The organism is Methylobacterium sp. E-066, from assembly GCF_022829635.1.
Lineage (GTDB): Bacteria > Pseudomonadota > Alphaproteobacteria > Rhizobiales > Beijerinckiaceae > Methylobacterium.
The window spans coordinates 117502-143185 of record NZ_JAKSYO010000088.1; the positions used below are offsets into that span (position 1 = coordinate 117502).

A 25684-nucleotide genomic window follows, 5' to 3' on the forward strand; every position below is an offset into this window, starting at 1 on the left:
ACCTCAGAACGACGTCACGCGGACGCCGCCGTAGACGGCAAGCCCCGGCCCCTGGAACCCGGTCGGGTTCTGGTAGCGCTGGTCGAACAGGTTATCGATCCGCCCGAACACCGTCAGGGTCTCGCTCCATGCGTAGTTCACCGAGAGGTTCACCAGCGTGAAGCCGGGGGCCTTCAGGCGGGGAACGGAGAAGTCGCGGCTGCCGTCCACGAACGACCCCAGCACGATGAGCGTGCCGGTCATGGTCAAGCCCGGCATCAGGTTCCAGATCGCGGTCGCGCTGACCTTGTTGCGTGGCCGGCGCAGCAACTCTTGGTGGGCGATCTCGTCCTTCGTCACCGTGGTGGTCCAGTCGAGCCGCCCACTCCAGAACTCGTTGAAGCGCAGGGCGACGAAGCTTTCGGTGCCGTAGGCGGTCGCCCGGCCGACGTTCACGTTGGTCGAGAAGGTCGGGTAGTAGGCCGTCTGAATGAGGTTCTTGAAGTCGGTCTGATAGTAGGTCGCACCCACGGTCATGAACCCATCGAACAGCGGCTGCTCGAAGCCGCCGTCGAACCCGAAGCTTTCCTCCGGCCGCAGGTTCGGGTTCCCGAAGAAGCGGAAACCCGGGTAGTCCTGATAGAGCTGGCTCAGGGTCGGCGGCTTGAAACCGGTGCCGACGCTGCCCTTCAGGCGGGTCTCGGTGCCGGGCACGATGTAGCTCGGCGCCACCCGGAAGGTGGTCGCGCCGCCGAACTGATCGTTCGCGTCGTGGCGGATGTTGGCGACCAGCGCAGCTCCCGCGAAGGGCGTCGTCTGAAGCTCGGCGAAGCCCGCGGTGTTGCCGTTGGACCGGTCGATGCCGGTCGTCTCGAAGCGCTCATCCTCGCGCTGGGCACCGAACAGCACGAGGTTGCCGGGCGAGAATTGCCAGTCGCCGCGGTAATCGAACCGGGTTCGTTCACCGAGGTAGGTGGTGGGCGTCGGCGGCGCTAGCGGGTCGAGCGGGCCGGCGAACAGGCGGTCGAACTTGGAGTAATTCGCCCCGAAGACGTTGTGGAAGCCCGGCACCGGCGTCCACTCGGCCTCACCGCGCATGATCAACTGCTGCTGATCGTTGAGGTTACGGTACGGCAGCGGCGCGTACGGGAAGCCGCCGTCGGCCTGATCTAGATACGCACTATCGGAGAAGCGCAGGACGTAGTTGAGACGGAACTCGTCGGTGAGTTGCGCCCCGAGCTTGGTCGAGACCGTCTTGATGTCGGTGAAGGCTGTCCGCAGCGGCACGCCGCGGGGCAGCAGCTCGAACGGGGTGATCTGGACGGCGGATTGCCGGATGTGGCCGACCGAGACCGAGTAGTCGAAGATCCCCTCCGAGCCCGAGATATTGCCGAACTGGTTGAAGGTGCCGAACGAGCCGCCCTCGACGGTCGCCGTTGCCCGAGCCGGCCCTTCGCCACGCTTGGTCACGACGGAGATGACGCCGCCGATGGCGTCGGCTCCGTAGAGGCCGCTCTGCGGCCCGCGCAACACCTCGATCCGCGAAAGGTCGTAGGTCTGCAACTGGCTGAAGTCGAAGGCGCGGTTTGGGGTCGAGGGGTCGTTGACGTCGATACCGTCGATCTGGACCTTCACGTGGTTCGAGTTGGTTCCGCGGATGAAGACCGAAGTTTGACCGCCGGCGCCGCCGGTCTGCACGACGTTGAGGCCGGGCACCTGCTGGAGGGCATCCGGCACCGTCCGGCGCTGCTGCTCCTGTAGCAGGCGGTCGGTGAGCACGGTGACACTCGATCCCGTGTTGGCGATCGGCGTCGGCACGCCGGTGGCTGAGACCGAGATCTCGGACAGGGAGACCGCGGCCTGTGCGCCTCCCTGAATATCGGCGAACGGCGCAGCGACCTGCTGCGCGAGGGCGGGAATGGAGACGAGCAGCGCGGATACGGCGCAGGACAGCGCTAGGCTGCGCCGAAGCGCGGAGGGGACGGAACAGGACACGGGACGGCCTCGGGGGACGGCTGTGGCACGTCACCGCGAACGAGGCCTCGGCGGCCGCGTCCTCAAGGGAACCACGGCGCCGCGACACCTCCCAGGACACCCCGCCCGGCAAGCTCCGCGTGTGACCACGGCTGACGGCAGGTCTCCTGGCTCGCGGGTCGTCGCCCTCTCATCGTCTTCCCGGGCGAGGCCGCCCAGTGACGTCGTGATGAAGGACTCGCCGCTTACAGTTGCGGGGGCAGCCGCGGCATCGGCCGAGCCCTCACGGGCGTGACCTCACCGCGTTCCCTTTTGATCCCCGAGGGGAACCGTCTTCTCCACGCTAGATGGAGCATTCCTAATCCGTCAACGCAGGTGCGCACGTTCCTGTGGTGTGTGCTTTTCCAGCCTCGTTCCACAATCCACCAGTCTGTTCGACGAATGGATTGTGTCGGAAGCGGAACGTCCGCTTCCAAATGGAAGGCCAAAGTCTGGTTCCCACGCTTAGCGGCCGGTTGAGCCGGTGCGATTTTAGTGTGGGCAACGGAGCGACCGGCGGTAGTTCGCTATGGGTGCGCCTTTCTCAGACCGGCGCTTGCGGTTGCTTGCGACCCAACCTTGCCGGCCGCAGCGGTCTGCCGGGTGCCCAAAAGCAGTCGTTCGTCCTGCCCCTTTCAACGGTACCGCGCCCGTCTTCGTGCATGGGTACGACCAGGTCAGTGCTCGTGCTGATGCTCGCCCGCGTTCGGAACCTGTGCCGTGATGCCTTCCACGGTGAACGCCACCGGAACCGTTCCGGCTGTCTCGAAGGTCAGCGTGCCATCCACCGTGTCGCCTTTCATCAGCGGCTGTTTCAGGTCGGTGAACATCAGGTGGTAGCCGCCGGGCTTGAGCGTCACGGTCTCCCCGGGCTTGATCACGAGGCCACCTTCGACGGGGGCCATCTTCATCACGCCGCCGTCCATCGACATGGAATGCACCTCGCCGCGGTTCGCCCTCTCAAGGGAGGCTCCAGTGAGTTTGTCCGGCTCGGTTCCGGTGTTGGTGATGCTAAGATAGCCGCCGGCCACCTTGGCGCCGTTCGGCGTGGCGCGCGCCCATGGGGCCTGAATGGACAGGGTGCCGGCCCTGATCGCGGTCACCGCCGGAGCGGCCGTTCGTGCGGCGACGATACGAACCCCGGGGGCGGGCTGCTTCAGGTCTCGGGTGGATGTCCCCGCCGTAGGGATCTCGCTCCAGCTCTGGCTGCCCGCCTCGCAGTCTTGCTGCACCGGAAAATAGACGGTCTGGCCGGGCGTAAAGGCGTCCGAGACACGCGCGAAGAACGTGAACTCGTCCACTTGGTCGTCGGGCAGGCTGCCGCCGGCCCAGGTGATGCTCTTCACCCCTTCCGAGATCGCCCCGTGGTAGTAGGGATAGGCCTTGGCGTAGGCGCCCTTGGTGGTCGTCACCCGCCAGCCGGGCTTGGGCATCGGCTTGGCGCCGACGACCCCCTCCGGGATGGTAACGCTGACCTGGGTGGTCGATGACCCGGCGCAGCCGTGGGTGATCTGAACGACACCGCGGTAGGCGGCATCCGGAGTGGCTTCCTTGTGCTCCAGCACGGCGTGCGCCCAGGCCCCCGTCACCGGAAGGACGAGGAAACCTGCGAGCGTGAGGCGGAGGGTAATGGGCATGCTTTGCCTCTAAGAGTGATCGCGTGATGTAGAGACCGGGTCGCCGACACGCCCCCGGCCCCGATGGAGCCGCGGTCGCCGCGGCGACCGCAGGATCGGCGCGGGTTCAGAACGAGGCGCGGATGCCGCCGAACACGCTGCGGCCGTTGCCGGGATAGAAGGCGGCGAGCGCGCCCGCCCCGCCGGCGGTGGCCGCCGCGTTGGTCACGACGGAAATGTCCGAGATGTAGCGCGCGTTCGTGAGGTTGCGGGCGTCCACGAACAGCGACACTCCGTTCTTGAAGTCTATGCCGGTCTGCACGTTGAACAGCGCGTAGCCCGGCACCTGCAAGGTGTTGGCGTGGTCGGCGAAGGCGCCCTGTGGCACCCAGTCGAGCGATGGCGAGAGGTAGAACCCGCTCGGATGGGCATAGCTCAGGATCGTGCGCAGGACGTCCGTCGGGATGCCGGCGATGCGGTTGTTGCCGAACACCGGATCGCCGACGAAGCGGAAGTCGTTGTGTGTCCAGATCTGCGTCACGGTCAGGGTGTCGCCCACGCCGGTGAGATCGCGCACCACATCGAGCGAGACCGCCGCCTCGACGCCCTGGTGGACCGAGCGCGGCGTGTTGAAGGTAGCCGCCGGGATGTTGAGGCCCGGGTTGATCGAGAAGTTGATCAGCTCGTTGTGAATGTCGGCCCGGTAGAGGGTCACGTCGAAGCCGATGCGGTCGATCTTGCCGCGGGCTCCGGTCTCGTAGGTCACGGCGCGTTGGGCCCGTAGGGGCACGAAGGTGGTGCTCAGGGTGTTCTGCTGCACGAGGTCGGAGAAGTCCGGCACGTCGCGCGAGCGGGTCACGTCGCCGAACACCTGCACGTCCGGCAGCGGTTGCCACAGCAGGCCGATCTTCGGGTTGATGCCGTCGTAGGTCGTGTTGCCGAACTGGGCGACGGGGCTGGCCGCCAGGCCGCCCTTGTTGCTGTAGGTGCGGTTCGAGGAGAACGCCTTGGCGCCAGCCATCAGCGCCACGTCGGGCAGGAACCAGAAACGGTTCTCGCCGTAGGCCTCGTAGTTCGAGGCGCTCTGCAGGCTATTGAGCGTCTGCGTGCCTCGCTGACCGCGGACGTTGACGAACTGCAGCGCCGAGTTCTCGCCGGCGAAGGCGCGCAGGCCCAGGATCGTGTCGTTGCGGAAGCCGCCGACGTCGAAGGTGCCGGCCCAGTGCGGGCTGATCCCGTAGGTCCAGCCGTCCTGGTCGATCGCCTGGAAGATCGGGTGGTACAGGCTCTTGTGGATCGCCCAGGTGTCGATGTCGAGCTTGCCCACGTCGAGCAGGAACGAGGTGCGGTTGGCGATCCGCTCGGTCTCGACCTTGCGCGATTGGTTGCCGGTGATGGCGGTGGGGTTGGCCAGTGTCGGGGTGAGGAAACTCTGACCGAGCGTCAGCGTGCCGGGCAGCTTCTGGTCGGTGATGTAGACGCCCGCGTAGAAGCGCGTCTCGATGCCCGGGGCGATCTGGTAGCCGACGTTGGCGTTGAAGTTCTTCGTCGCCTGCGCCTCGTGAGCGCGGTACCCATCCGAATTGGTGATCGTGGCGTTGACGAGCACGTCGAGGGGCCCGTCGATGCGAGAGACCTGAGCCTGCTCGCGGATCGTGCCGAAGCTGCCGCCGTCGATGCGCAGGATATTGGGGGCGAAGGCCGTGTAGGCGGTTGGCGTGACGAAGTTGACCGCGCCGCCAAGGGTTGTGGCACCGAAGGTCAAAGCGTTGCCACCCTTGTAGACCTCGACCGAACGCAGGGCGAGGGGGTCGATCTGATAGAAGTCGCCGCTGCCATCGGCGAGGTTGATCGGGATGCCGTCCTGCAGCAGTTCGAGCCCGCGCAGGTGGAAGCCGCGGCTGATCCCCGAGCCGCGGATGGAGAGGCGCAACTCCTGGCCGTAGCGCTCCTGGACGTAGACCCCAGGGGTATCCTTGAGCACGTCGCGGATCGTGTTGGCGTAGCGGTTCTGAAAGTCTTTGGCGTCGACGAACGCGACGGACCCGACGGTCGCGTTCACCGCGGCGCGCTGGCGGTCGACGCTTGGCACGGTGATCGAGCCGGCGCTCTCGCCCGCCCGCGGTGAGGTGCCGACACTCGGCGTAGCGGCCCCTGCGACGCTGAGTTCTGGCAGGGTGACGGCTTGGGAGGCTGCGGTCTGGGCGAAGGCCGACGTGCAGGCGAGCAGCGTCAGCAACAGGGCGGCGCAAAGCTCGACCCGTGGAAAGCGGTACATGACAGGGATCCGTGGTCTGAGGTGATCGAGAATGGACGATCAGATCAGACGACGGGCGGTGCTCGGGCGTTGGCTTGGGTACGGGGCGGTGCCCGGGGGGCGGAGACAATTTCGGGGCGCCAGATCACGCTGACGGCGTAGCGCAGCGGCCACGCAATGGTCGCCGCGATGCCGCGCGGGGTGTCGAGGGCCGGCTGGGTATGGGCCGCTGTGCAGCACGACAGGTGGCAGTGCGGGAGTAGGGGCTGTGCCGGCCCGTCGCCCCCGCCATCCGTACCCTGCAAACAGATCTGGTGTGCTGTCCCGTCGAAGCTGACGGAGACGATGCCGCCGAGGACGGCCTGCAGCGCGAGCGCGTACAGCGCGACCACCGCGATGGTCGCGCGGACGGTGGTCCAGCTTGACCGTGGCGCGCGCATCGTATTCGCGTAGAGCTCGTGCACGAACCTCGTCAATCCGCGGGCGTCGAACGATCGCAGATTTCTGACGGCTGTGTCTTCGATGTAGCTGGGTCGCCCAGAATAGTCGGTCTGTCGAATAGGTCGGAGTGCTTCATTGCGAGATAGAGCGGTCATTCGCATTGAAGCGCCCGGCGGACGGTGCGCTGTGCCGCCACACGGGACCGCGCACACGCGGCAACGGCCTTAAGCAGACGTCGTCGCCTCATCTGATCTCAGATTCATAGAGATGGCGGTGGCCGGGCCGCCACGATCACGCTGATACCAGTTGCAATGGCTTCACATATTGCTCGGCAGTTCGTTGCCCACTCGCCACTGAAGCTCGGCCTCGATCTGCGCTCGTACGGTGTCGCGTAGGCAGCCGGAAGCGACCTTCCGCCGCAGAACTGCCGTAGTATAACCGGCGAAGGGGCGCAGGGTCTGCCAGCGATGCCGCGACATACCGATGATAGAGTGTGTCAGCATATCGGCCCTTTCTTACGGTGCTGCTACGTCACTCATACTGTCGAGGAAGATGTTCGGTCCTGGCATTGTTCGCTATAGGACCGTCCGCTTTTCTGTCAGGTTTGCTCCGAATCTACTGGCCCGGATCATCGCGTCGCGCGGAAAGCACGAACATGGGAACGCCACCTGGATAAGGCGCAGAGCGAAACAGGTGCTGCCACGCGACGACCTCCGTGAATCCTGCCGCTTTCAGCAAGTCTTGGGCATCGACCTCGCGCAGGCCGGCATGGAAGGGAAGCCGTGCGGCGAGATCCCCGGCATAGTCCGAGCGTTCCCCCGGCGCGACCAACCACATCCCATCGGACACGACGACACGGCCACCCAGGCGCAGGGTGCGACGGGCGACTTGTAGCGCCTCACCTGGTCGTTCGAGTGTCCAAAGCACGTTGCGGATCGTGACGATGTCGGCACTTGCAGGTTCTAACGGGGCGTCCGTGATGAGCGCCTGTACGAACTCGATATTGAGCCCAGCCTTGCCGGCGGCCGCGCGTGCGACGGCAAGCATCTGGGCCGAGCCGTCATACGCCCGGACGCGATGGCCAAGGGACGCCGCGGCGAGCGCGCACGCACCCGTTCCGGTCCCGAGATCAACGACGTCCTTGGGGCCGTCGGCGCAGAACGCCGCCGAGAGGACCTCCGTCCAGTCGTCCGGCGAGCGGACATGCGCTGCGGCGCCGTCGAAGCGGGGCGCGCGGGCGTCCCAATAGGCAGTGACACCGTCGGCGACCTCGGATGCACTCATGATCGTGGCACTCCCCGTCGTTCAGTCCAAGCGGTACTCGATGTGCGGCCGGCCGCTGAACTCCGAGGCGTGGACCTCGGCGTGCACACCGAAGACCTCCTGGATCAATGCGGCCGTTAGGACCGCCGCAGGCGGCCCGGAGCGAACCAGGCGGCCTTCGTTCAGGATGGCGACCTCGTCGCAGAACAAGGCGGCCAAGTTCAGATCGTGCAGGGCGACGATGCTGGTGATGCTCAGCCCGCGCACGAGCGATAGGACGTCGAGCTGATGGCGCACGTCGAGATGGTTGGTCGGCTCGTCGAGAATGAGCTCACTTGGTTCTTGCGCGAGTGCCCGCGCGATCTGCGTCCGTTGGCGCTCGCCGCCCGACAGGGTCGCCCAGGGTTGGTTGCGTCGGAGGTCCATGCCGACCTGCGCGAGGGCCCGTTCCAGCGCGGCCTCGTCGGCCTCCGTCCAGGGCGACAAGGCCCCCCGGTACGGGGTCCGTCCCAGGCGCACGACGTCCTCGACCGTCACGTTCTCCTGCGTGCCGGCGTGTTGCTCGACGGATGCGATGCGCCGGGCAATGGCCCGGCGCGGGAGATCGCGGATGTTCCCACCATCGAGGGTCACAACGCCGCTTCCTACGTTCCGCAAGCCGCAGAGCAGGCGCAGGAGGCTCGACTTACCCGAACCGTTCGGACCGACGACGCCGAGCATCCGCCCCGGCGCCGCCGCCAGCGTCACGCCGTCTACGATCATCCTGCCGCCGGCATTCCAACGGACGTCCCGTGCCGCGAGCGTCATGCCCGGCGCCGCGCGCGGGTGAGGATCAGGGCGAAGGCCGGCGCCCCGAACAGGGCCGTGACCACCCCGATCGGCAGGACCTGACGCGCGATCAGGGTGCGGGACAGGATGTCGGCGACCACCAGGAACGCCGCCCCGGTCACCAGAGCTGCCGGCAGAAGGCGGATATGGCGTGGACCGACGACGAGGCGGACGGCATGCGGGATCAGCAGGCCGACGAAGCCCACCGCACCCGCGATGCTGACCATGATGGCCGTCATCGCGGCCGTCGTCGCGAAGAGCACGAGGCGGACCCGGGGAATGGACACGCCGAGCGAGGCCGCGGCATCTTCCCCGAAGGTGAAGGCGTCTAGGGTGCGGGCATGCGCAAGGCAGATCGCGAACCCAACGAGCGTCACCGGCGCCGCGAGCCAGACGTCCGGCCAGCGCACACCGCCGAGGCTTCCAAGGAGCCAGAACATCACGCCGCGTGCCTGCTCGGCGCTGGCGAAGGTCGTCACGATGGTCGCCGTCGCGGCGTTGAAGATCTGGGCGGCCGCGACCCCAGAGAGGATCACCCGCTCGCTGGTACCGCCGGAGCCGGCCGCAAGCAGGGCGACGGTCAGGATTGCCAGGACCGCGCCGAGGAGAGCGCCGCCCGAGATCCCGAGCGCCGCGCCGCCTAGGCCGAGCACCATCACCGCGACGGCGCCCGTGGAGGCCCCGGCCGAGATGCCGAGGAGGTAGGGTTCGGCGAGGGGGTTCCGGAGCAGGGCTTGCAGGATGACGCCGCAAACCGCGAGCGTTCCGCCGCAGGAGGCAGCGAACAGGGCGCGGCTGAGCCGGTAGTCGAGCAGCACGCCTTGTTGGATCGGGCTGACCGCATAGCCGAGATCGAGCGTAGCGTTGCCGAGTGCCCGCATGACGACTGCCAGCGGGATCTGCATCTCGCCGACGGTCATCGCCAGGGCGATGGCCAGGCAGAGCAAGGCCAGCGAGGCGACGGCGGCGATGGACCACGGTAACCAAGCGGACCCAGTGACTACGACGGCCCTCACCGGGCAGGCCCGAGCGTACGAAGCTCCCGCGCCAGCGAGACCATTCCATCGATGGTCCCGAGCCCCGGCCGGGTCGCCGCGGCATCCAGGACGACGATGCGGTTCTCGCGAACTGCCGTCAGGCGCCGTGCGACCGGGTCGGTCCGGAGGAAGTCTAGTTTCACCGCAAGATCGTCGGCCGGGAACAGGCGGCGGTCCATCTTGACCACGACGATGACGGCGGGATCGGCGACCGCGATGCTCTCCCAGCTCACCTGGGGCCACTCCTCGTTCGTAGTGATCACGTTGCGTGCCCCGAGCTTGTCGAGGATGTAGGCCGGAACGCCCTTGGCCCCCGCCAGGAAGGCGTCGCCCCTCACGTCCCGGCTGGAGAACCACACGACGACCGACATCCCGCGTACCGGGCTGTCGGCCATCGACGCGATGGCCGCGTCCTCGCGGGCCTTCAACTCATTCGCCAGCATCACGGCTCGGGTCGAGACATCGAAGATCCGTCCAAGCTCGCGGACGTTGCGGTAGACCAGGTTCATGGTGAAGGGCAGCGTGCGCACGCCGTCGCCCGGAGCGGAGTTGTCCTTGCCGACGCAATCGGCCGGCGACACGTAGACGGGCACGCCCAGGTCATTGAACTGCTCGCGCCGGGCCACGGCCCCGTGCGGGCCGATGTGCCAGGCGAACATCGCCGTCACGAGGTCCGGCGTTTGATTGAGCACGGATTCGAAGCTCGGAGTGTTGTCGGCGAGCCTTGGCACCTGTGCGTTCGCCGCCTCGTAGGGCTTGGCGACGGGCCCGAACCAGACGGCGGTACCGACGACGCGGTCCGCGAGACCGAGGGCGTACAGGATCTCCGTCTGCGTCTGGCCTACGGAGACGACCCTCTTGGGCGCCCCCTTGAAGTTGATGTCCGTTCCACAGTTCTCAAGGGTGAGAGGGTAGCGCGTCGGCTCGGATCGAACTGCGTCGGCCGATGCGAGCAGCACGGCCGCCCCGAGCATGGCCAGCCTGGTACCAGCTCGGAACGTCATCGCGCTTCGGTCCATGAGAATTTGCGTTCCCGCCGGCGGCACGCGTTCGTCAGAACCGTGCCAGCAGTGAACCCGTGATCCGACGGGGCGAACCGGTATCGACGCGGAACTGGCTGACGGAGCCGACGTAGTAGGCGGTGTCAAAAACGTTCTCCACGTTGATGCCGAAGCGGAAGTTCTCGTACTTGTAGTAGGCGAGCGCGTCGGCGACGACGTAGGTCGGCAGCTTGAAGCCGGAATTGGACGCGTCGCCCGCCCGCTCGCCGGCCGCGCGCACGCCGCCGCCGATGCCGAGCCCGCGAAGGGGTCCGGCCTGGACCTCGTAGACCGCCAGCATGGTGCCGCTGTGCTCGGGGATGTTGAGCAGCGGGGCGCCGAGCGGGAGCACGTTGTCCTTGGTGATGAACGCGTCCGTGAAGGCGTATCCGCCGATGATGCGCAGCTCCGGCGTGAGCTGGCCCGCAGCGGAGAACTCAAAGCCCTGGCTGCGCACGCCCCCGGCCGCGATCTGGAATCCGCTGTTGTTGGGGTCGGCGGTGAGAACGTTCTGGCGGTCGATGCGGAAGGCCGCGCCGGTCAGCAGCAAGGCGCCGCCGTAGAGCTCGACCTTGACCCCGGCCTCGTAGCCGAGGCCCGTCTCCGGCTCGAACGGCCTCGACTGGGCTCCGAGGCTTGCGTCGGTGCCGATGTTGGGACGGAAGCTGGTGCTGACGTTGGCGTAGAGGGCGAGCTCAGGAAGGGGCTGATAGACGAGGCCGGCCCGCGGCGAGGCGGCAGCCCGGGTCTGCTCGCCGCTCGTGTTCCCGACACGCTGCTTGAAGGACCGCTCGAACAGGTCGAAGCGCACGCCGGCGAGCGCCTTCCATTGCGGGGCGAGGTCAATCAGGTCCTGGGCGTAGAAGCCGGTATCGGTCACGCTCTCCAGGGTGTTGGAGGCGCGCGTGAGCGGCGGCAGGGGCTGGCCGTAGCGCGGGCTGTAAATGTCGAGGGCGTAGGGGAACGTGTTGAAGTTCGAACGCAGGTAGAGCTGCCGGTTATCGAAATCCTCGCGGTCGAAGCCGAGGAGCACGGTGTGGCCGACGTCGCCGGTCGTGAACTTGCCGATGATCTCGGCTTGGCCGATGGCCGAGTCGTAGCTGTAGTCGCGAAAGTTGCGGTCGCGGATGACGGTACGATTGTCGGGCCGGAGGCCGCGGCCCTCGGCGCTCTCGCCGTTGAGGGTGCCGGTGTTGAACTGGGCCGCGAGCCGCATTTGCCAGTCCGCGTCGAAGCGGTGGTCGAGCCGAACCTGCAGAACCTCGTTGGTCTGGCGGGTGGCCTGTCCGGGCTCGCCGAGGAAGCGGGAGATCGGCACGAACCCGAGCTGCTTGTTCACCGCGACCACGCCGCGGTCGACGATGACGTTGTTGCGGGTGACCGAGGCCTCGACCGTCAGCTTGGTGTCCGGCGTCACCTGCCAGCTGAGAGCCCGTCCGATAATGATCCGAGGCGGGGTTGAGTGGCCGGGATGGCGATGATTCCAGGCGGGTTGCTGAAGCCTGACCTGGAAGCGCCATGTGGACCCCGACCACCCGGCGGCAGCATAGCCGCGCGGGCCTTCGCTATGAAACCGACCTGACCGATGCCGAGTGGGCGGTGATCGAGCCGCTGATGCCGAAGCCTGAGCCACGCGGGCGGCCTCCGGTCTGGACGCCCCGAGAGATCTTAAACGCGATCTTCTACGTTCTGCGCGGCGGCATCGCATGGCGGCTGATCCCCAAGGATCTGCCGCCGCGATCGACCACGTTCGGTTACTTCAGCCGCTGGCGCGACGCAGGGCTGTTCGGCCGGATCAATCACCACCTCGTCATGGCTGATCGCGAGCGTGTCGGACGCGAAGCCTCGCCGTCCGCCGCAGTGCTCGACAGCCAGAGCGTCAAAACCATGGAGAGCGGCGGGCCGCGCGGCTACGACGCCGGTAAGAAGGTCAAGGGTCGCAAGCGCCAAGCGCTGGTCGATACGGACGGGCGTGCGCTCGTCCTCGATCCACAGCCTGCCGACGTGCAGGACAGGGACGGGGCCGTGCCGGTCCTACGCCTGTCACGCCGAAGCTTCCCGTTCATCACCAAGGCCTTCGCCGACGCCGGCTATGCTGGCGACAAGCCAGCGAGCGCGACGATCATTGCCGTCGAGATCGTGCGCAAGCCTCCGGATCAGGTTGGCTTCGCTGTCCATCCACGCCGGTGGGTCGTTGAACGGTTCTTCGGCTGGATCAGCCGCAACCGGCGCCTCTGGAAGGATGCGGAAGCGACCCTCGCCTCCGCCAGAGCCTTCCTCTACGCCGCCGCCGTCATGATCCTCGTCAGACGCCTCGCCCGATCACCCTGACTTCTCGGACGGACTCTTAGGGACCCTTGGACGGCTCAAGGGTAATCGTGTTTCCGTGAAGCTGTTCCTCGGTTGGATAGTAGCTGCCCGTAGGCTCCCCAGCCGTTTGTAGCTCCTGGCAAGGAGCCGTAGTGGCAGCTCGGATCGTTCCCTCAGCCGGGCTGAACGGCGCCCGTAAAGTCACGGTTAGCTATCCCGAGAGAGCAAGCGGAACGGCAAGCTTAGCCGTCTGTTCCGCCTACATGGAACACTACAGATCCACCCTCGCCACCACCGCGATTGCTGCCTTCGGGCTGCTGGTCGCCGCACACGTCCTACATCCAGGCAACTACGAGAGGTCGGAACGCAATGTCCGGGTCGTTGTAGTCGCTGATGACACGGCGACCGTGCCGACAATCTGGACCGATCCTCCGCATAGACTACACGGCAGTGAGCCCGCTGCGTTGATGGCGGACAGCGGAGCGTTGCTGGCACATCGCCCAACGATGCCCCTACCGCCGGGGGTGAGGACATTGCCCAGGCTTTCGAGCACCTTGATACATCCAGCCTCACAGAACAGGACTTCCGACGGCGATCCGATCGGTGACCTGATCCGCGATCTCGACCTGGATCAAGACAGCTGACGGTTCTCTCAGCCGTATCTCAGGCGTAGGGACCACCGAACAGGTCACCCATCGCCTTCCGTCGGAACAGGGTTCGCCGCCGCCGCCTCTGATGCTCCGGCCGGTCGTGAATCATGTGGCAGCGCTGGCAGAACGCCGCGAGGTTGGCATCCGCGTTGTTAGCCGTGTCGTGATCCCGGTGGGCTGCCGCCAGCACGACGTGGGTTCGGCGGGCGCGGCCGAGGATGTCAACGCCAGACCTAAGCCGGATCCGGCGTCCCCATCCGTCGCGCCAGCGGCGAGCCTCAGCGTCCCACCAGCGCCCATCACCGAGGTGGTAGACCATCTGCCTGTGCGGTCGCCCACAGCTCTCGCAGCGGCCCTGCGCCCGGCCGAAGCGGATCGCCATCGACAGCTCGCGCCAGTCGATCGGGTAGAAGAAGCGGTGCTCGGGCCGGATCGGCATGGGGCCGCACTGTGCCACCAGGAGTGAAGGAAGCGTAGCGCTAAGGGGCTTGTGCCGGGATAAATGCTACAGCCTGCCTCGCTTGGGACACTAGGCAGCAGCCGATGTGGCCTCCGCCTTTTGCCGAACTCCGAGACCGAACCGAGTTGCGAACACGTCTGCGGGCATTGGCTTGCCGAACAAGTAGCCCTGTCCCTCTTGGCAACCCTTCTCGCGCAGACGCGCATACTCCGCCTCTGTCTCGATGCCCTCGGCGATCACCGCGAGCCCGAACCCACACCCAAGCTCCAGGATCGCCCGCACGATCGTTACATCCTGGTGCGAGGCCAGCATGCCGGTCACGAACGAGCGGTCGATCTTCAGTCGGGTCAACGGAAAGCGCTTGAGCAGGCTGAGCGACGCATAGCCGGTGCCGTAATCGTCGAATGCGATGCCCACCCCAGCCGTGCGTAAGCTGCGCAACGCTGCGATCACCTCGGCATCGTGGCGTAGTACGATGTTTTCGGTGATCTCCAGTTCGAGGCCAGCAGCGGGCAAGTTGGTGTCCCGTAGGATCGCCTGGACCGTCTCGGCAAGATCGCCGCGCTGGACCTGCGCGCTGCACAGGTTCACCCCTATCCGGAACTCAGGTGCTCCCGCGTTGCGCCATATCACGGCTTGTTCAGAGGCGGTGCGCAGCACCCAGTCGCCGACTTGGGCGGCATACCGGCTGGTATCCAGCGCGTCGAGGAATGCCATAGGCGCGAGCAGCCCTCGCTCCGGGTGCTGCCACCGGATCAACGCCTCTGCCCCGACCAGTACACCATCGCCGAGGCGTACCTGCGGTTGATAGAACAGCACGAACTCACCGCGTTCGACGGCCCGACCCAGTTCGTCGCGGCAGGTGTGGAGGCGCTGTGCCTGCTGCCGCAGCACGGGGGTGAACAGCCGGTGGCAATGCCGACCGTCGCCTTTGGCCTGGTACAGGGCCAGATCCGCGCACGAGAGCAGGTCGTCCGCACTCTCGCCGTGGGTCGGGGCCAGGGCGATGCCGACGCTAGTGCCGAGGCGGAGCGTCTGACCCTCGTGCTCGAACGGCTCCGCAACAGCAGCGATGATCCGATCCGCCACCTCGGCTGCCCGCAGCGGATCGTCAGTGTCGGGCATGAGCAGTACGAATTCGTCTCCGCCAAGACGCGAGACCGTGTCGATCGGGCGAACGCATGCCAGCAGACGGGCGGCGATCGCCTTGAGCGCGGCGTCGCCAGTGGCATGCCCGTGTCTGTCGTTGATCTCCTTGAAGCCGTCGAGATCGAACATCAGCACCGACACGGTACGCGCGGCGGCGACGATCTCGGTCAGCCGCTCGCACAGTACAGCCCGGTTAGGCAGTTCGGTCAACGGATCGAGGTGGGCGAGGCGGAACAGACGGTCCTCGTTGGCGCGCCGCTCGCGGATATCGCGCATGATCGAACCGAACGCGGCACGCCCCTCCTCCTGCCAGCGCGACAACGACAGTTCGATCGGGAACTCGGTCCCATCCTTATGACGAGCTGGCAGCTCGACCGTCTTGCCCAGGAGCCGGGGCTTGCCCCCGCCGGCGACGCGGTGCAGGCCACCGCCATGACCGCCCTGCATCCGCTCGGGCACGATCAGGTCGATAGGCTGCCCAATCGCTTCGGCGGCACTGTGCCCGAACATGCGCTCGGCGGCGGCATTCCAGAAGGTAATGTGGCCCGTTGCATCGGCACAGACGATGCCGTCCGGCGAAGTCGCTGCGATCTGGACGAAGCGCGACTGGCTCGCTCGCTCGGCAACTTCCAGCCGGCGCAGCTCCATGCGGTCGAGGACAAGATCGGATAGCTGCTGCAGGATCTGCCGGTCGGCGTCGGAGAAGCTGTTGCGCGGCCGCGTGTCGGCGAGGCAGAGCGTACCGACGGCATGGCCTGAAGGCGCGTGCAGCGGGATGCCGGCGTAGAAGCGAATGTACGGCGGCCCGGTGACGAGCGGGTTGTCGTGGAAGCGTGGATCGAGGGCGGCGTCGAGGACGACAAGGGCGTCACGCTGCGTGATGGTATGCGAGCAAAACGCCACCTCTCGGTCCGTCTCGCACAAGTCAAGGCCGACCTTGGCGTGAAAGACCTGACGGTCGCGGTCGAGCAGAGAGACGAACGCGGTCGGGACCTGGAACAGGCGTGCGGCCAGGGCGACGATCTGAGCGAAGGCTGGTGCTGGTGCTGAGTCAACGAGATCGTACTCAGCCAGCGCGGCGATGCGCACGTCCTCTGCGACGAGGATTGAGGGAAGCCGCACAGCAGGAACCCGAGATTGCGTTCGTCTGCTGTTGTGCCCTTAGGTTGTTAATGGAACCCCTACAGTGCGGTGCGATGTCGGCACTGTTCTAGACACCGCAACACCTGCTGTAAGCGCCGGGAGGGGGTCTACGAGCCTGGAGACCTACGGAAGCGATCGAACCAGGTCTGCGAGCCTGAAGAATGTAGAGGTAACGCCGTTCTCGATCAGCGGCTGACCCCTGACCCCGGTACTCTCCCGTTACTCCCTATCAGCGGCTGACACAGCCCCCTGGCGCGCTGGCGATCCTCTTCGCAACGATAGGGGCTTGTGCCTTGCCCTGTGCGCCCAATTCGGCACGACGTCGGGTGCACAGAGGCTGGAGGCCGGCCTCAAAAAGCAGAAAGGGCGACTTGCTCCTGAAGTGGGGGAAGTGGCCCCTTCGCTGACCTGGTCCAGTGTCACCCTGGAAAGCCTGAACGCTTTACGCCACACGCACGGTTGCCAGAAAGCGTCCGACCTCGGCCGCGAGATGCTCGGATTGGCGCGACAGCTCAGAGGCCGCCCCAAGCACCTGGCTCGCCGCCGCTCCGGTCTCCTCGGCCGCGCCTGCCACACCCGAGATATTGCTCGTCACCTCGCCGGTGCCCATCGCGGCTTGGCTGACGTTGCGCACGATCTCTTGGGTGGCCGCACCCTGCTGCTCAACGGCAGCCGCGATCGATGTGGCCACACCGCTGATCTCGCGGATCCGCCCGGTAATGCCGCCGATCGATGTGACGGCCTGGCCTGTCGAAGCCTGGATACGGGTGATCTGACCCGAGATCTCACTCGTGGCCTTGGCGGTCTGCTCGGCGAGCGCCTTCACCTCCGAGGCGACGACGGCGAAGCCGCGGCCGGCATCCCCGGCGCGGGCCGCCTCGATCGTGGCGTTCAGCGCTAGTAGGTTGGTCTGTCCGGCGATGGTCGAGATCAGTCCAACTACGTCGCCGATCCGCGCTACCGCGGCACTTAGTTCCTGCACTAGCGCCCCGGTCTGGTCGGCCTCGTACACGGCAAGCTGTGCGAGTTCAGCCGAGCCGCTGACCTGCCGGCCGATCTCCTGGACAGATGAGCCCAGCTCCTCCGCTGCGGCGGCGACCGTGTTGACGTTGCTGGCTGCCTCCTCGGCCGCGGCCGCGACCGTAGTCGACTGGCTCGCCGTCTCGGTTGCGGTGGCTGTCATCGTCTGCGCGGTTGCCTGCAGCTCGGTGGCTGACGAAGACACCATGCCGATGATGCCGCCGACCGCCCGCTCGAAGTTCTCGGCCATCTGGCGCATGCCGGTCTTGCGCTGTTCCTCGGCGGCCAAGCGGGACTCCGCCGTCTCTTCTTCCAGGGCCCTCATGCGGATCAGGCCGTCTTTGAAGATCTGAACTGCCGATGCCATCGCGCCGATCTCATCGCGGCGTTCCGCGCCTGGCACCTCTCGGCTTAGATCTCCTGCGGCGAGATTGGTCATGAATGCCGTCATGGCGCGTAGCGGCCGCACTACGCTACGGCCTATGAGCGTAGCGAAAAGACCGATCATCGCGGCGACGATGGATGCGCCTCCTAGTAGACGCATCAGGGTCGGGCGCATCTGCGCCGCCGTGTCGTCCGCGTAGATGCCCGATCCGATGATCCACCCCCACGGCGCGAAACCCTTCACGTAGGAGATCTTCGCCACGGGCTGATCCAAGCCCGGCTTAGGCCACAGGTATGGGACGAACCCTGCCCCCGACTGTTTCACCTGCTCGACCACATCTACGAACAGGTGCTTGCCAGCCGGGTCGACGATCCCAGCGATGTCCTTGCCGACTAGGTCGGCCTTGGGATGCAACACCATGCGCGGGTGCATGTCCTGGATCCAGAAATATTCGTTGCCCGCATAGTGCAGGCCCCGAACCGCCGCCACGGCCGCTTGCTGAGCGGCATCGCGGCTCATCCGGCCGATGCGCTCCTCGCCCTCGAAGTACGCGAGTACCCCCTGTGCCGTTTCCACGAGGTCACGGGTCTTAAGCTCACGCGCATCGGTAATGGTTGCGGACATGTCCCAGGCCGCCAAGCCAACCAGCGTGGCCATCCCGCCCAATGCGATCAAGGTAATAGTTTGAATGCGGGTACCGATATGAAAGACCATGAGGTTCTACTTCAAGTTTATATCAAACAAGTCAGCAGGCCGCCGTGGTGCGAGTCGGCAGCCTACCGAACGCGAACGGCAAGCTTCATTTTTGGATGGACGCCACACAGGACGGTGAAGTCGCCTTCCTTCGGGAAGGTGATGACCGCCCTAGCGCCCGGCTCGATGTCGCCGGAGTCGAAGACGAACTCATCGTCCTCGATGTAGGCGTGGTGGACGAAATTACCGTCGTCATTGACGATGGTGATGTGCTCGCCGGTGTGCAGGACGACGTCCCGCGGTCCGAACTGCTTGCCCTTCTGCGATATGAGGTGATCCGCGTCTGGCAAGCTGGCGATGGCGCTACTGGCTACGGCCAGGGAAGCCGTGGCACACAATACAAGTGTCTGAAACAATCTCTGGTTGATATAGAGCATCTGCACCACCACAGATTGGCGACCCGTGGGATGGATACTGAATTCACTTCGTTAAGGTTGGCCAAAAATCTTCTGCGTCTTCAGTGTGATAACGAGGATGTGATTCGATGAGGCTCATGCACGAGACAACAGTGAAGCAGCTGGCATACGTCGCAAGACGAGTTGCCCACACCCTTAGTGCGTGTGGTGTGATGCCCTTCCTGCTGCTGTCCCGCTTACCGTGCCATTACCGTCTTCTACCGCCTCTTGCCGGACCCGACCGTACCCTGCCGTGCCTCCACCAACGTGCGACGTGCCGTCTGCGCAGCAGGGGAAGGCTGCGGCCACGCCCAGCCACTGAAGGCTTCAGGCTGCCAGTCGTTGCTAGAGAGTTTGCTAGCGGTTTGCCATAAGCTAGGTGGCATCACATCACACGCACTGAAGGCGCCGGGACCCATATCGCCATGGTCCGCGCCCTCAAGCCGAAGCCGATCGAAGCACCGCGGCGCAGCTCGAAACAGCGCCGACGCTCTCGGACGTTCGTACCTGTTCGGGAAGGCTCGGAGATGTTCTCTGCATACCTGTGCACCCGCGGTGCGGATCGGCCGGCCCAGCCCGATCCGTGACTACGGGTGCCTTGGTCTGTAGGGAACATGACCCCACTTCCGCGCCCCTGCCGCTCCCGGGTAGGATACCGTTTTGAGCTGCATCGCGTCCCTCTTCATCCGCCGCGGTAGCCGCCCACGTGATCAAGAATGACGTCGCCGTCCCGGCGACCGTCAGCTGGGCTGCCGTTCCCGGTTGGCATCTTGAGCTGACACGGCCTCAACTGCTGCAATCACGTTCTTCAGTTCGGCGACCTGGCGCAGAGCGCTTCTTGCCGGCAACCCATCGTGCTCGGCCATCGCCAGGATGAACGTGCGCTGGTGCTCCTTCAGGCAGTCGAGAAGGGCGTGAAGCTTGTCGGACGTGGAGGCGCTATAGCCGCGAGAGGTGGTCTTGACAGTCTAGGGCGCGGCTGCTGACGAGCACTGATCATTCCTTCCTGAGAACCGTTTGGACCATACGACCACGATGATAATCGACCCTGGCGATGATCCGACCGTATGATTAACTTCGATCAAGGATCCCTTATAAATTCCTGCTATTACCGCTTAAAATTAACTACTCATTAACCATGATTGTGTCGCTATCCCGCCATGCTTCCCATTTAGGCATGGAACAAATCACCATGGTCGCGGCCCCCACTGCCTCTTGGTCCCATATCCTGACGCAGGTTGCGGAAAGCCTCGACAGGATCAGTGAGAAGCCGTCAGCTGAGATCCTGATGCTCAAGCCGACGCTGAGCACGTTCGAGCCTTCGCTTTCTCGATCAGACGCTGAGGTCGCCAGCGTTGGACCATCGCCGATCACACCTGATCCGGTCGTCAATGACGCTCGACCTGCATCCGGCATCTCCAGTGCTGAGATAGAGGATGTCGCGGATTGGATGAGCACTCTCGACATCATCAACGGAATGGCTGGGATCGCCGACGATCAGAAGAAGCGCCTGAACGAACAGAGTGTGTCCCATGACGCTGCGCTCCAAGCACTAAAAACTGAACTGACGGAGGCGCAGCACCTTCTGCGATTATCTGAACTGCGCGCGCACGAGAACCAGGCTCGGGCAGATATTCGATTGCAGAAAGTTCAAGCCGATGCAGACGCGCAAGTCCAAGCAATCCGTGCGGAAGCAGAGGGACGGGTACGCACGATACGAGCAGAGACGGAGGCTTGGATACGAGCTACTGAAGAGCAGGCCCGCGTCGCAGATTTAAGAGCTGATACGGCCGAAAAATGGCTTCAACGCATCGACACGGCTGCCAAAAACCTGCTGCTGGGTGGTCACATGAATTCGTGTTCGTCTAAGACATAATCGGATTGGATAAATCCAATTGATTGCACAAAAGTAATAATAGTCGTAGCGAGAATAAGTGATGGAACAGGTACAACGACTCGCTTCGATTTGTACATTGCAAGATGAAGAGGTTCCATTTTCCACATTTGGAGTAGGTAAAAGCCGACCGACGAATAATGTGACCGTCCTGGCACCATCTATCGACAGCGCAGCCATCGATCGTACCACGAGCAAGGAGATTTCCTCTGCTGGGAAATGGCCTGGGCTACTGAAGCGGGTGCGCGGCGCGGCTCATTATATTCGCGAGGTCGAGGATCGCGCTCAAGAGCAGGAACTTCGTGTCCAGGAACTCTTGGAGCAAGTGCAGGCCGACATGCAGGAGGCCAGTGCGAAAATACAGGATGCGGAGCAACGCGCCCGAGATGTGCAGGTGCACGCCAGCAAGTTGATCCAAGCCGCCGAGGAGCGGGCAAATATGGCTGAGAAACGCGCTGCAGTTGCAGAAGCTTGGCTAATTCAGATTTCTCAAACAATCGAGACTGAGTTTGTTATAGAGCCTGCCGTTCCAAAACAAACTGGCACAATTAGCAAGTGATTGAACTCTATACCAATCGTTGTCTCGTTGAGCGTGGTGGAAGGATGGGGAGTTGGTGATGGCAGCAATAGACGAGGCCTTCTGGGTAGACCTCGATGCACATATCATAGCTAATCGTTCAAAGGATTTGGCTGCTCCTTCGTCCGGGGTGTTCAACCTATCGCCGTTAATTAATGCAAGCGCGCCCTCCGGTGCTCCTCCCACATCGCCACGTCAAGTAGCTTCAGATTGGACCGGCGTACTCGATACTATCACTGCAGCTAAAAGCGCTGCGGATCGTCAAGAAAATCGATTACGAGAGCAAGCTGCTGCGTATGAAGCTCTTATTCAAGAATTGAAGTTAGCTCAGAATAAGATCAAAGACCTTGAAGTTCTTGCAAATGAAGTGCGGGAACAAACGGAAAAAAAGCAGCACGAAATAATGGCTGGAGCTGAACGCCTCAGACAAGAAATTCAGGCTAAGGCGGATGCTCAGTTGCAAACTGCAGAAGATCGCATACGCGCTGCTGAACTGCGAGCAAGCGTGGCAGAAGATTGGTTAAGGCGCATCGAGCAAGCCAGCAAAAACCTTTTGCCGGGTGAACGACGTGCCGCCGCATGAGTTCGACCAGTACATGAACAATTGTCTCAGGCTGCGGCCTCTGCTGTTAGATTGAACATGTCGATGCGAATTCTTCTTGTCGCAGCACTAGTTGGAATTGTTCTTGGAGGATGCGCCTCGGCGAATGACGAGCTTGCTGACCAAAATCTTATTGAACACATATCTAAACAAGAGATTGACTACACATATCCAGTCAATCTAGAAGTTTTTAACCAATATAACTGGCAGCTTCGCCTTACGCATCTCTAAAAATACGATCCCATAATTATGATATAATCTTTTGATACTAACCGAAGCGAAGTGTAAATTCTTTGACATTGTATGTATGTGACGTCTCAGCGTGGACAGAACTATTGATTGGCGGGCAGGGCCTCGACGGCCACGTTCCAGAACAGCCCGTGGAACTAGTTGGGGCCTGGCATAACTCACACTGCTATCAGGTCTGTTAACCGTCCCACGCCACCATGCACTTAGCGACCGGCCTGCGGGCTGAGCGCCGGCAGAGCAGCACTGGGATCTCCACCCCTCGATACTCGGTGCGGCCTCGCCGGCGCAGTCGCGCTCGCTGCAGATGTTGTTGCTGTCAAGCTTGAGCACCGCTAGAGCCCCTGCTTGTGATCCGGAGCAGGTGCCGATGGGCGACGACGTGACCGCCCTGCTTGTCGCCATCGCGCGTGAGAACGCCGAACTGCGCCAGCAGCTCGCGACCGCCCAAGACATGCTGATGGAGACCGCGATCGACGCTGGGAACCTGCATGCGCTGATCGAGGCGGTTCAGGCCGAGCGCGATGCGTGGCGGGAGGAGGCTGAAGCTCGGCCTAGCAGCAGTCGCGGCTTGCGGAGACCCAACACGCCACTCCGCGGTGGTGCGAACACGTCCCTTGGCGGTGCTGGCTGAAGCTCCAATCGCCGTCGCGGCAGTGCGCGGTGGCGTCCGTCTGCTTGGCGCAGGTTGAGCCCTCGGGCTGCTCGGGGCGTGGCACCTCGCATCCGTCCCTGCTCGTATAGGTGCCGTGGCGCAGCTCCTCGGGAGCAAACAGCTTGCACGCGCCGCGCGCCCAGACGTCGCCCGATGACCCGAGCAAGGTGGCAGCGAGCAAGGCGGTGGTGAGAAGCCGGGCCGGCGCCCGGCGACGATCGCGCTGTGGCATGACCAGCCTCAGTCCCAGAAGAAGTGTCCGGCGACGTAGTGCCTGCCGTGCCGGTTCGTGCGCCAGTCGGAACGTGGGTGACAGTGGCGCGGATGGCCGTGGCAGCCCCGGGCGTTCAGCATGCCAGGCGTGGCAGAGGCCGGTGCGGCCGTGAACAGCAGCGGCGCGGCGAGTGCAAGCAGGATCGGCAGGGTGGCCCGGGTCAAGGTGCATCCTCCAGTTGAGACGCAGCGTACCCGAGCGTGACGGTAAGGCGAGTCGCGTCCGCCGGAACCTGATCTTAAGCCTACCACCACACCGTGCCGACAGCGCGTCGAGGCTCGGTGGTCAGCATGTCGGTAGCAATCCTCACGGCCCTGATCGCCAGCGCGCTGTGCCTCGGCATGTTCTCGGTCGTGATACCGTTGGGCCCGCGACGGGACCAGGATGACGGGGACGACGAGGCGTTCGGGTACGAGGACGAGTTCTACGACCTCAACGGCCCGGTGATCGACATGGAGCCGGCGCGCTGATGCTTGGACAGCCGGCAAAACGTGATTGCCTCAATTGCCGGCCGCCATCGACCCGAGGGTTTCAAAACCATGCGTAACCGCTCGCCGCGGTCTTTCACCGTCGAGACCAAGTCGGGTGGGCGCCAACGTCCCATCATCCCGCATCGTGCTGCCGAACTCGTCGCCCCGCGGCCAGCCGTGTCCTGGCCTACGGTGGCCGAGCCACGGGCACCTGCCGCCGAGGCGCGCCGGATCCTTCCCAACCTGATCGTGACGGAGGCTCCACCGGACGAGGCGGAGCCAAAACCGGTGGCAGAGGAGATCTCGGTGAAGCCACGGCGCGGGCGACCGCCCAAGGCCAAGTCGGTCGTTACCGAGATGGAAGTGGAGCCGCTTGCCGAGCCCGTGGTCGAGGTCGCAGCTACTGCGCCCGCACTCATTCTGCATGCCCCAGCACCTCGCCTGATGCGCGCCGCGAAGCCGCCGGCCGTTCTGCCAGCTGGTGAGCGCTGGAAGCGACGCCTCGGGCGGTGGGCTCGGTAGCGCAATCAACCTCGACAGCCGCCCCTACACTCGCCATCCTTGGGGCCATGAATACCGGACTGACCTCGAAGGCACTCACTGGGCCGATCGCCGTCGCGATGGTTGGGATAGCACTTGGCTCCCCGACCGCTCGCGCATGGGCCCTCGACTGCAAGAACGCGGTCACGACGCCCGACCTTAATGAGTGTGCGGATCGAGACTTCAAGGCGGCCGACCGCCGACTGAACGAGGCCTATCGCCAAGCGCTCGGACGCATTGATACAGCCGGCCTGCCGCCCGAGGGGCAGCGCGCCTATCGGCAAGCGCTCCAGGATGCCCAGCGGAAGTGGATCCCCTTCCGCGATGCCGAATGCGAACTCGCCCGCTTCGACGCCTACGGCGGCACAATGGCGACGATGATCGGTATCGGCTGCCTGACCAAGCAGACCGAAGGTCGGATCAAGGATCTCCAGGGTATCGCAGCTTCGCAGTAGCTGGATCCGATATCCGCTCTGCCGATCGCCCACCCAAGCGCACGCTCGCGAGCGCAGCCAGACCTACGACCCGTGAGCCTGGCCACTCACGCCGGCATTTCGCAGCATCCCGTAAAACTTGCCCGGGTCGAACATGGCCCGCGCCTGCTGCAGCGAGATCGGCCGGCCGCCCGGAGCCTCGCCCCCGGCCATTCCACCGCCTGCCCGCTGACCCTGCGCCTGCTTCTGCTGGCCGCCGGCGATGCTCTTCAGGGCGTTGCCGATCTGCGCGTACTGGTTGCTCGGCTGGTCGGGCTGCGCCGCTGGATCCGAGGAGAACCCGCCCGGCATCGGCATCGTCGTGAGCGGCTGTGCGGAGAGGGACGCTGCATCCGGCGTCGGCGATGCCTGGCCTGGGACCGCCGAGCCCTGTCCGACGATGCCGCCGAGCCCGAATGCGCCTCGCGTGGCCGTCGCGCCCATCGAGCCGCCTCGAGGAGCCGCGACCCCCGGCAGGGTCTGGCCGCCCGCGAGGCTGTTGGCGTAGGCCTGGGTGGTCGCCAGCCGGGCCGCGTTCTCGCCGCCTGGTCTGTCGTAGCCCGCGAACTTCCAGGCGCCGGCCATCAGGGCGTTGGCCTCCTGCGGGCTCTTGGCGTTCTGCAGGGCCTGGATCAGCGCGGGGTTCTCGGCAAGGGTGAACTTCGCCTGCGCCACCACCGGGTCGGGCGCGCCCTGCGTGAACGCCTTCATGTTCGCGAGGCGATCGGCCCGCCACGACAGGATCCCGCCGGACTGGCCAGCCTGCCCGCTCTCACTTGGGTCAGACCAGGAGCCGACGATGTTGCTGGGCGAGTACCGGCTTTCGTGCTGGGCGTAGGCCGCGACCGCCCCAAGGCCGTTCGGGTTCGTGAGACCGCCCTGCTGCAGGGTCGAGATGAACCGGCCGCGGATGTCGTTCGGGTCCGGCGTCGCCGCCTCGGCGCTGTTCGGGCCCATCATGGACAGGAGCCCCGTGGCGGCCGCCTGGGCTCCAGGCTGGACCACGGGCGTCGGCGCGCCGGTCGGCGGCGTCGAGGGGTTGAAGCCGGAGTATCCCGGCGGGGTGGCCGCGGGCACGTCCTGGGCGGCCGTGGCCGGTGCCTGTGCCTGTGCGGCCTGCTGCTGCAGAAATTGCTGCAGTGCCGGGCTCAGCGGGTTTTGGTCGTCGCCGCTCGCGAACGAGGGCAGAGAGCCGAAGCCGATGCTCATGCGGAA

The 25684-nt window shown here is 64.9% G+C and carries 22 protein-coding genes, 1 pseudogene and 1 riboswitch; of the genes and pseudogenes, 7 read left to right on the forward strand and 16 right to left on the reverse strand.

What is annotated here, in order from left to right; translation table 11 throughout:
• Positions 1 to 3: 3 nt before the first annotated feature.
• The 9 genes and pseudogenes from MKL20_RS10270 to MKL20_RS10310 all read right to left on the reverse strand — a co-directional run.
• A complete protein-coding gene (locus MKL20_RS10270) occupies positions 4 to 1974 on the reverse strand; it encodes a TonB-dependent receptor plug domain-containing protein (protein WP_244036579.1) in 1971 nt (656 codons plus the stop codon).
• A 118-nt stretch (positions 1975 to 2092) separates the two neighbouring features.
• Positions 2093 to 2302, reverse strand: a riboswitch (cobalamin riboswitch).
• Positions 2303 to 2669: 367 nt separating this feature from the next.
• Entirely contained in the window at positions 2670 to 3629 is a 960-nt protein-coding gene (locus MKL20_RS10275) for a DUF1775 domain-containing protein (RefSeq protein WP_244036580.1), read from the reverse strand.
• Positions 3630 to 3735: 106 nt separating this feature from the next.
• On the reverse strand, positions 3736 to 5886 hold the full coding sequence (locus MKL20_RS10280; protein ID WP_244036581.1) for a TonB-dependent receptor family protein: 2151 nt from the start codon (positions 5884 to 5886) through the stop codon (positions 3736 to 3738).
• Positions 5887 to 5930: 44 nt separating this feature from the next.
• The gene (locus MKL20_RS10285; RefSeq protein WP_244036582.1) at positions 5931 to 6329 is read right to left on the reverse strand and encodes a hypothetical protein; all 399 of its coding nucleotides are present in this window, start codon (positions 6327 to 6329) and stop codon (positions 5931 to 5933) included.
• Positions 6330 to 6921: 592 nt separating this feature from the next.
• The gene (locus MKL20_RS10290) at positions 6922 to 7590 is read right to left on the reverse strand and encodes a class I SAM-dependent methyltransferase (protein WP_244036583.1); all 669 of its coding nucleotides are present in this window, start codon (positions 7588 to 7590) and stop codon (positions 6922 to 6924) included.
• Positions 7591 to 7611: 21 nt separating this feature from the next.
• Positions 7612 to 8376 (reverse strand): ABC transporter ATP-binding protein, encoded by a 765-nt coding sequence (locus MKL20_RS10295; RefSeq protein WP_244036584.1) that lies wholly within the window; start codon positions 8374 to 8376, stop codon positions 7612 to 7614.
• Complete coding sequence (locus tag MKL20_RS10300) at positions 8373 to 9413, reverse strand: FecCD family ABC transporter permease (protein ID WP_244036585.1); 1041 nt, start codon at positions 9411 to 9413, stop codon at positions 8373 to 8375. Before MKL20_RS10300 ends, MKL20_RS10295 begins: the two co-directional genes overlap by 4 nt.
• Positions 9410 to 10438: an ABC transporter substrate-binding protein gene (locus MKL20_RS10305; RefSeq protein ID WP_244036586.1), complete on the reverse strand. Its 1029-nt coding sequence runs from the start codon at positions 10436 to 10438 to the stop codon at positions 9410 to 9412. Before MKL20_RS10305 ends, MKL20_RS10300 begins: the two co-directional genes overlap by 4 nt.
• A gap of 49 nt (positions 10439 to 10487) precedes the next feature.
• Positions 10488 to 11909: pseudogene (locus tag MKL20_RS10310) on the reverse strand (TonB-dependent siderophore receptor); the annotation flags it as partial.
• An 83-nt stretch (positions 11910 to 11992) separates the two neighbouring features.
• Here MKL20_RS10310 and MKL20_RS10315 point away from each other — a divergent pair.
• Positions 11993 to 12805, forward strand: a complete 813-nt coding sequence (locus MKL20_RS10315) for an IS5 family transposase (RefSeq protein WP_244036587.1) — start codon at positions 11993 to 11995, stop codon at positions 12803 to 12805.
• Positions 12806 to 13447: 642 nt separating this feature from the next.
• Here the strand turns inward: MKL20_RS10315 and MKL20_RS10320 are convergent.
• The 4 genes from MKL20_RS10320 to MKL20_RS10335 form a co-directional block, all read right to left on the reverse strand.
• Positions 13448 to 13873, reverse strand: a complete 426-nt coding sequence (locus MKL20_RS10320; protein ID WP_244036588.1) for a hypothetical protein — start codon at positions 13871 to 13873, stop codon at positions 13448 to 13450.
• 90 nt (positions 13874 to 13963) lie between these two features.
• Positions 13964 to 16132 carry a putative bifunctional diguanylate cyclase/phosphodiesterase gene (locus MKL20_RS10325; protein WP_244036589.1) on the reverse strand — a complete coding sequence of 723 codons (2169 nt, stop codon included), beginning with the start codon at positions 16130 to 16132 and terminating at the stop codon, positions 13964 to 13966.
• A gap of 496 nt (positions 16133 to 16628) precedes the next feature.
• Positions 16629 to 18305: a methyl-accepting chemotaxis protein gene (locus MKL20_RS10330; protein ID WP_244036590.1), complete on the reverse strand. Its 1677-nt coding sequence runs from the start codon at positions 18303 to 18305 to the stop codon at positions 16629 to 16631.
• A 62-nt stretch (positions 18306 to 18367) separates the two neighbouring features.
• Positions 18368 to 18721 carry a methylamine utilization protein gene (locus MKL20_RS10335; protein WP_244036591.1) on the reverse strand — a complete coding sequence of 118 codons (354 nt, stop codon included), beginning with the start codon at positions 18719 to 18721 and terminating at the stop codon, positions 18368 to 18370.
• A 1195-nt stretch (positions 18722 to 19916) separates the two neighbouring features.
• Here MKL20_RS10335 and MKL20_RS10340 point away from each other — a divergent pair.
• The 4 genes from MKL20_RS10340 to MKL20_RS10355 all read left to right on the forward strand — a co-directional run bounded on the left by MKL20_RS10340 (position 19917) and on the right by MKL20_RS10355 (position 22691).
• Positions 19917 to 20615: a cell division protein DivIVA gene (locus MKL20_RS10340; protein ID WP_244036592.1), complete on the forward strand. Its 699-nt coding sequence runs from the start codon at positions 19917 to 19919 to the stop codon at positions 20613 to 20615.
• A 61-nt stretch (positions 20616 to 20676) separates the two neighbouring features.
• On the forward strand, positions 20677 to 21192 hold the full coding sequence (locus MKL20_RS10345) for a hypothetical protein (protein ID WP_244036593.1): 516 nt from the start codon (positions 20677 to 20679) through the stop codon (positions 21190 to 21192).
• Between the two features lie 58 nt (positions 21193 to 21250).
• Positions 21251 to 21793, forward strand: a complete 543-nt coding sequence (locus MKL20_RS10350) for a hypothetical protein (RefSeq protein WP_244036594.1) — start codon at positions 21251 to 21253, stop codon at positions 21791 to 21793.
• 634 nt (positions 21794 to 22427) lie between these two features.
• Complete coding sequence (locus tag MKL20_RS10355) at positions 22428 to 22691, forward strand: hypothetical protein (protein ID WP_244036618.1); 264 nt, start codon at positions 22428 to 22430, stop codon at positions 22689 to 22691.
• On the opposite strand, the gene MKL20_RS10360 is transcribed toward MKL20_RS10355, so the two are convergent.
• On the reverse strand, positions 22612 to 22944 hold the full coding sequence (locus tag MKL20_RS10360) for a DUF3761 domain-containing protein (protein ID WP_244036595.1): 333 nt from the start codon (positions 22942 to 22944) through the stop codon (positions 22612 to 22614). The two genes, MKL20_RS10355 and MKL20_RS10360, sit on opposite strands and share 80 nt — an antisense overlap.
• Before the next feature lie 8 nt (positions 22945 to 22952).
• Positions 22953 to 23150, reverse strand: coding sequence for a hypothetical protein (locus MKL20_RS10365; RefSeq protein WP_243945231.1), 198 nt, complete (start codon positions 23148 to 23150; stop codon positions 22953 to 22955).
• Positions 23151 to 23276: 126 nt separating this feature from the next.
• Here MKL20_RS10365 and MKL20_RS10370 point away from each other — a divergent pair, with 126 nt between their 5' ends.
• Entirely contained in the window at positions 23277 to 23456 is a 180-nt protein-coding gene (locus MKL20_RS10370) for a hypothetical protein (protein ID WP_244036596.1), read from the forward strand.
• Between the two features lie 569 nt (positions 23457 to 24025).
• The gene (locus MKL20_RS10375) at positions 24026 to 24451 is read left to right on the forward strand and encodes a lysozyme inhibitor LprI family protein (RefSeq protein WP_244036597.1); all 426 of its coding nucleotides are present in this window, start codon (positions 24026 to 24028) and stop codon (positions 24449 to 24451) included.
• Positions 24452 to 24514: 63 nt separating this feature from the next.
• On the opposite strand, the gene MKL20_RS10380 is transcribed toward MKL20_RS10375, so the two are convergent.
• Entirely contained in the window at positions 24515 to 25678 is a 1164-nt protein-coding gene (locus tag MKL20_RS10380; protein WP_244036598.1) for a hypothetical protein, read from the reverse strand.
• Between the last annotated feature and the right edge of the window lie 6 nt (positions 25679 to 25684).